7 protein-coding genes are annotated in these 7,003 nt (G+C 40.4%); 4 read left to right on the top strand and 3 right to left on the bottom strand.

Annotated features, from left to right (window positions below; all coding sequences use genetic code 11):
• Window positions 1-199: 199 nt before the first annotated feature.
• Entirely contained in the window at window positions 200-2,815 is a 2,616-nt protein-coding gene (gene clpB, locus AAF462_08655) for an ATP-dependent chaperone ClpB (GenBank protein ID MEM7009188.1), read from the bottom strand.
• A 298-nt stretch (window positions 2,816-3,113) separates the two neighbouring features.
• Here clpB and AAF462_08650 point away from each other — a divergent pair, with 298 nt between their 5' ends.
• Window positions 3,114-4,142, top strand: coding sequence for a nitroreductase family protein (locus tag AAF462_08650; protein MEM7009187.1), 1,029 nt, complete (start codon window positions 3,114-3,116; stop codon window positions 4,140-4,142).
• A gap of 27 nt (window positions 4,143-4,169) precedes the next feature.
• Entirely contained in the window at window positions 4,170-4,367 is a 198-nt protein-coding gene (locus AAF462_08645) for a hypothetical protein (GenBank protein ID MEM7009186.1), read from the top strand.
• Window positions 4,368-4,471: 104 nt separating this feature from the next.
• Here the strand turns inward: AAF462_08645 and AAF462_08640 are convergent, their stop codons facing one another.
• Window positions 4,472-5,608, bottom strand: coding sequence for an acyl-CoA dehydrogenase family protein (locus tag AAF462_08640; GenBank protein ID MEM7009185.1), 1,137 nt, complete (start codon window positions 5,606-5,608; stop codon window positions 4,472-4,474).
• A 196-nt stretch (window positions 5,609-5,804) separates the two neighbouring features.
• Between AAF462_08640 and AAF462_08635 the strand changes: the two genes are divergently transcribed.
• On the top strand, window positions 5,805-6,011 hold the full coding sequence (locus AAF462_08635; GenBank protein ID MEM7009184.1) for a dodecin family protein: 207 nt from the start codon (window positions 5,805-5,807) through the stop codon (window positions 6,009-6,011).
• A gap of 105 nt (window positions 6,012-6,116) precedes the next feature.
• Window positions 6,117-6,566 carry a D-aminoacyl-tRNA deacylase gene (dtd, locus tag AAF462_08630; protein MEM7009183.1) on the top strand — a complete coding sequence of 150 codons (450 nt, stop codon included), beginning with the start codon at window positions 6,117-6,119 and terminating at the stop codon, window positions 6,564-6,566.
• Here dtd and AAF462_08625 read toward each other — a convergent pair.
• The coding region (locus AAF462_08625) for a poly-beta-1,6-N-acetyl-D-glucosamine N-deacetylase PgaB (protein ID MEM7009182.1) at window positions 6,563-7,003 on the bottom strand (441 nt) is incomplete at its 5' end. The two genes, dtd and AAF462_08625, sit on opposite strands and share 4 nt — an antisense overlap.

The raw sequence follows: 7,003 nt of genomic DNA, 5'->3' as shown, positions 1-7,003 counted from the left end.
CAAAGTCATTGAGATCACTAAGTATATTTATAAGATATCAATAAATGCAGTGTATTATAATCAAGGTGTAAAGTAATATATGAAGTGTAAGAGCGGACCCTTTATACACTTGATATTAAATATAAAGTGTATTTCTTAAAATGTTGTAAATATTAAAAAAAAGACGCCGTTTATCTCTAAACAAGCGTCTTTTCGGTGATTATTCGTTTGCTGCTTTTTTCTTCTTGGTTTTAACTTCTTTTGCCAAGAATAACTTGTTATCTTTATCAGTGTCGACCACTACGTGATCTCCCTCATTAAACTCGCCTTGTAGAAGATCTGTTGCAAGCGGGTCCTGAATAAGCTTCTGAATTGTCCGTTTAAGTGGACGCGCTCCATAAACAGGGTCATATCCGCTCTCTGCGACTGTTTGCTTAGCAGAATCGGTTAATTCTAGGCTCACGCCGCGCTCCTCTAGCCTGTGAGCAAGATGATTGATCTGAATATCGACGATTTTCTTAATATCATCGAGCCCTAGAGGGGTAAATATGATCGTTTCATCGATTCTATTTAAGAATTCAGGCCTAAATGAGCCCTTTACGACCTCCATAACTCTCTCAGCCATAGTCTCAGGTCTTTCTACATACTCCTGAATGTACTCTGAGCCAAGATTTGAGGTCATAATTATGATCGTATTCTTAAAATCAACTGTCCGTCCCTGACCATCAGTCAGACGTCCGTCATCTAAAATCTGAAGAAGCACATTAAAGACATCGGTATGAGCTTTTTCTATCTCGTCAAAGAGTATGACAGAGTAGGGTCGGCGTCTGACAGCCTCAGATAGTTGACCGCCTTCATCGTATCCGACGTATCCAGGAGGTGCCCCGACTAGACGCGACACAGTGTGCTTTTCCATATACTCACTCATGTCGATTCTGACCATCGCGTGCTCATCATCGAACATAAACTCTGCAAGGGCTCTAGCAAGCTCAGTCTTACCAACTCCTGTTGGTCCTAAGAATAAGAAAGAACCAATAGGACGGTTTGGATCAGAAAGTCCTGCCCGCGAGCGTCTAAGAGCGTTTGAGACTGCGGTGATCGCATCGTCTTGTCCAATAACTCTAACGTGGAGTCTGTCTTCCATCTGAATAAGCTTTTCAACTTCACCTTCTAATAATCTAGTTACCGGAACTCCAGTCCATTTGGCTACAATTGCCGCAATGTCATCTGAGTCAACTTCTTCTTTTAGCATCTTCTTTTCTTTCTGAATTTCAGCCAGCTCTTTACTTAGCTCATCGACTTTTTCTTCCAGATCAGGAAGCTTGCCGTATAGAAGCTCTGAAGCTGTTGAGAGATCGCCCTCACGCTGGGCTTTCTCAGCAGTAGATCTAAGCTGATCAATCTCTTCTTTAGCGGTCCGTATTTCAGAGATATGTTCTTTCTCTCGAGACCAATGCGCTTTAAGTGTGTCCGAATCTTCTTTTAGATTTGCAATAGTCTCTTCAATGCCGCCAAGTTTTTCTTTAGAACCAGAGTCCTTTTCTTTCTTAAGCGCTTCACGCTCTATCTCAAGCTGCATAATGCGTCTTTCAATCTCATCAATCTCAGTAGGCATGGAATCAATTTCCATCTTAAGCCTGGCTGCAGCTTCGTCAATTAAATCAACTGCCTTATCAGGCAAAAACCTTCCTGTGATATAGCGGTTAGAAAGAACTCCGGCTGCAATAAGAGCCTCATCTTTTATTTTAACACCGTGATGGACTTCGTACTTTTCTTTAAGACCGCGCAAAATAGATATTGTTTCCTCAACTGATGGCTCATCAACAAACACTTGCTGGAATCGCCTTTCTAGCGCGGCATCTTTTTCAATATATTTTCTAAACTCATCAAGCGTGGTAGCACCAACACAGTGAAGCTCTCCTCTTGCAAGTGCGGGTTTTAGCATGTTAGACGCATCCATTGCGCCCTCAGTAGCCCCAGCACCCACAACCGTGTGGATCTCGTCAATAAATAGAATTATCTGTCCGTCAGAGTCTGTAACTTCTTTGAGAACGGCTTTAAGACGCTCTTCAAACTGTCCTCTATACTTAGCTCCAGCTACAAGCGCTCCGATATCAAGCGCAATGAGCTGTTTGTTTAACAGCCCCTCTGGAACATCGCCGTTTACAATTCTCTGAGCAAGCCCCTCTGCAATTGCGGTCTTACCTACACCAGGCTCTCCAATGAGAACAGGATTGTTCTTTGTTCTTCTAGAGAGCACTTGTATGACACGTCTGATCTCATCATCACGACCGATTACAGGGTCAATTTTTCCCTGCCGCGCAAGCTCTGTGAAGTCTTTTCCGTACTGTTTAAGAGACTGCATAGTGTCCTCTGGAGACTGCGAGGTAACGTTTTGATTACCTCTCACATCCTTTAGTACTTTTAGGATGCTGTCTCTTGTTATACCAAGACGTTTAAGCTCGTTTTTGAGCTCACCTGTAGAATCTTGCACTATACCAAGCAGTAAGTGCTCTGTGCTTAGATATTCGTCACCTAGAGACTTGGCTTCTTTCTCCGCAGTTTTAAATGCCTTACTTAGCTCTCTGCTTAGATAGACCTGATCATTGTCTCCCTGAACCTTTGGAAGTTTATTTACTTCGTCCTGTGCAAGACCTCTAACAACGTCTAATGCAGCTCCGATTTTACCTATAACCTGTGCCGGAATACCATCCTCTGCCAATAGGGCTATCAAAACATGTGGTATGTCCACAACTTGGTTGTTACCCTCCTGGGCTAGAGACTGTGCTTCTGCCAATGCTTCTTGCGCTTTAATTGTCAATTTGTCAAATTTCATTTTTATATACCTCCTGTAAAAGGATATAAGTTTAAAATAGCAATCAATGTGCCAATTTCAAGACCTAAATTATCAAATAATTTAAGAGTTTTGAGACCATATCGGATGCTTAAAAGCTTGCCAGATTTGGGGCATTTAATACGCAACAGGAAAGAAACAAATCTTACTCCATAATCACAGTAAAAAGTGATTTTATAAAATTGGATCTTAATTGCAGAAATTACTTGACTTTTTAGTCTAAAAATAATAATATCCTTGATTGTCTGGTTAGAAAAAATTATTGATTTAGGAGGCTAAAATGAGTGAACTTATTGTTGATGGTCTTCCTCAAGCAAGCGAAGTTAATCCGCTCGATACTTTTGAGGCTATCGGTTTGAGAAGATCTATTAGATGGTATGAACCAAATAAGCCTGTTGAGAGATGGAAAATTCAGGCTATGCTAGAGGCTGCAAGAGTTGCACCTTCAGCAGGTAACTTCAATGGACAAAGAGCTATTGTAGTTTATAGAGACGAAGACCCTGAGATTTGGGAGTTTATCTCTGACTGGAGTCAGATTACAACACAGATGGCTCCGATTCTTATTTTCTGGTGTTATGAAATGTCAGCTTATGACGTGCAAGGACAGCAGCTGCACGATCTTATGAGAACTGGCGGATTAGATGCTGCGCATGGTTGGGAGTATGAGAGGGTTAACAGACTATTCCCGCTTCCAGCAATTCTTCCTGATATTATTCTTCATAGACTCGCTTGCATTGACCTAGGTAACGCAATTCAAAATGCAATCCTTGTTGCAAGCTCACTTGGTTTAGGCACATGCTTAAACGGAGCTAGCGGAGGAGCTAGAAGAAATGTTAAAGATAAATTTAACCTTGGACCTTCATATGTGTTCTGCTGGCTAATGACTGTTGGCTATCCATCAGAGAACCTAGATGGTGGTGGTACAAGAGGAAGACCTCCTTTTGAAACCATGTTTTTTAAGAGTAAAGTTGGACAGCCTTTTGAAAGAGACGCTGCTACACTTGAACTCTTAAAAGAATTAAAACTCATTCAAGCTCCAGGACCACTACCTGGAAGACTCGAAGAGATTAACAAACTCACAATCAGATTCGGACTTGGAAAAGAATCTCTTACAAACTGGAAATTTGCTCCTTCAATGTTGGATGATCCAGTTAACGCTGGTGATACTAAGCTTGAATTGTTACCTCAAGATGAGGTTGATGCTTCAGCAGAAGGTGCAGTAGAAGGTGACTTCAAATTAACACCTACTGTTAAGAGAGAAGTTCTCGACAACTACAGAAAAGAAAAAGGTATCAAAGAGACAGACTAACAAGTTTAAAATTAGGAGGTTCTAAAAATGGCAGAAGTAACAGTAACAATACCAGATCCAATTTTTGCTACTATTCAAAAAAGAGCTGAATTAACAAAATCTACACCTGAACAGCTCATAGCAACAACAGCTATCGTATGCTATGCGCCAGCTCACTATGATTCATCTAAGTGGCTAAAATTTAGAGACCCAGAAGCTGAAGATATGTCAGCTCCATGGTCATAATCGGATCTATAAATTAGACAAAAAAATACGGGGTTGCATCTTTGGATGCTTCCCCGTTTTTTTATATCCTTTTATAGTTTTTATTGGAAATAATATTATGAGTTTTAGATACCCAGCTCTCTTGAAATAACTACATGCTGAATTTCTGATGTTCCTTCGGTTATGGACGCTAGCTTGGCGTCTCTGTAATATCTTTCAACTGGAAATTCAACACCGTATCCGTATCCGCCAAGTACCTGAACTGCCTCAGTGCATACATCCTGCACGACCTCGGCTGCATAAAGCTTAGCCATTGAAGCTTCTTTAAGAGCTTTCTTATCATTACTGTATAACCAAGCTGCTTTGTATACTAGAAGCCTTGCTGTTTCAATCTTAGTTGCCATCTGTGCAAGCTTAAAACTGATAGCCTGAAACTTTGAAATTGTTCTTCCAAAAGCCTCACGCTCTTTTGAATAGTTTAGCGAAAACTCAAATGCAGCTTGAGCAAGCCCTACTGATTTTGCAGCGTGAGTGATACGCGCTCCTAAAAGGGTCGCCATAGCGCCGTTAAAACCGCCTTCTCCAACTAAAAGGTTTTCTTCTGGAACTTCGCAGTTCTCAAACACAAGCTCCGCGGTATCTGCTGATCTGTGGCCTAGTTTATGTATCTTATTCTTCTCTGTAAACCCAGGAGCATCGGCATCAATAATAAACAAGCTGATTCCAGTCCCTTTCTTTTCTTTATCAGTATAAGCAGCAACAATCACATAGTCGCACATTGTTCCGTTTGTTATCCATGTTTTAGTGCCGTTTATAATATACTTGTCACCTTTTTTGACTGCCGTTGCCCTGATGCTTCTTGCATCTGATCCTGCATCAGGCTCTGTGAGACCCAAAGCTCCAATTATCTTACCTTCAATACCAGGGATGAGATATTTTTCTTTCTGAGCATCATTACCAAAGTTAAGTATGGGGATCATCGAAAGACTTGTATGGGCATTTACGCACATTGCAATCCCTGCGTTTATTCGTCCCATTTCTTCAGCAAATATGCACTCTGTAACCTTGTCTAAATCTACGCCGCCATATTCTTCTGGAAATGAGATTCCCAAAAATCCCATCTCGCCAAGTTTTGGAAAGATTTCTACGGGAAACTTCTCATTATTTTCCGCATCTTCAACCAGTGGAGAAATCTCATTTTCTCCAAAGTCTCTTATAGTATCTTTGAACATCTGCTGTTCATCAGTGAGCTCAAAATCTATCGGCATTTTATTCCTCCTAGCAACTCATAATGCTTCTTGTTTGTTTTTTAGATTTATTAGGACATTGATTATATCATGAATCTCGGTTTTGTGTAATAAAATATGATATTTTAAGAGATTTTATCTTGACTTAAACTATGCTGATGTGATTATATTTATATTAGTAGTGCAAACTATACTCTAGGAGGTAAGTAAAATGGCTGTAGCTAGAATTACAGAGATTATAGGTTCATCAGAGAAGTCTTGGGACGATGCAGTTCAAAATGCTCTAGACAGAGCAAATCAGACCCTAAGAGGTCTTACTGGAATTGAAGTAACTAAAATGAATGCTTCTATTGGTGAAGATGGACAGGTAGCCGAGTATAGAGCTCATATAAAAATCACATTTATTTTAGAAGGATAGTATTTTAATCAGAAATTAAACCGTGAGGGAGTAGGGCTCACCCTGCTTCCTCATGGGCATTGTCTATAATTAGTTTTTCTAATCCAACTATATTTATTCAAAAACATGCGAATAGTTCTACAAAGAGTTAAAACAGCCAGGGTTGAAGTTGACGGCGAAGAGATAGGCCAAATAGGAGAGGGTCTACTCATACTATTGGGCGTTGGGAAAGACGACGAACAGTACGATGTCGATTATATGGTGGACAAGGTTGTAAATCTTCGCATATTTGAAAACGAAGAAGGCAAGATGAACGACTCTGTATTGGATACTGGGGGAGAGATACTCGTGGTATCACAGTTTACAATTTATGGCGACTGCAGAAAAGGCCGAAGGCCCTCGTACGACAGCGCCGCTCCACCGGAGCTGGCGGAAGAACTGTATGAGCTATTTGTTCAGAAAATAAAAGATAGAGGGGTTAAAGTTGAGACAGGAAAGTTTAGAGCAATGATGGATGTTTATCTATTAAACTGGGGCCCTGTAACCCTTAATCTAGACAGCAAAAAACTCTTTTAGGGTCTAATAAACTTATAACTCCTGTTCTCCCACGGAACAAAAGCAATCCCTACATCTTTTGAAGAAGACTCGATCTTTTGGTAAATGTACCTGATCTCTCTGTTTGGAAGTTTTTCCCTGTTATCCCAGTTCATGGTTTGAAGTTTCATGAGCACTTTATCAGGACTACCCATGACATTGGTTGCGTTATCAGTGTTGGCTGCTATAAGATCGCCTGCTTCATTTAAATCAATCCCTAGCTCTTTCATCATCTGGTTTTGATATGCCATTATGGCTACATAATCAAAACTCTTAGCAAGCTCTTCACTATGTGCATACCATGATAGAGCGTTCTTTGGTTTGTAGAAAATCTCATAACCCATGTTAAGTGCAACTTTTATTTTAGGATTATTCTCTTTAAGAGTTTTCGTAATCTCATTAGCAACAAAGATTAATCT

The sequence above is a fragment of the Thermodesulfobacteriota bacterium genome (assembly GCA_039028315.1).
Taxonomy (GTDB): domain Bacteria; phylum Desulfobacterota_D; class UBA1144; order Nemesobacterales; family UBA2774; genus CR02bin9.
This window is presented reverse-complemented; position numbering and strand designations above follow the sequence as displayed.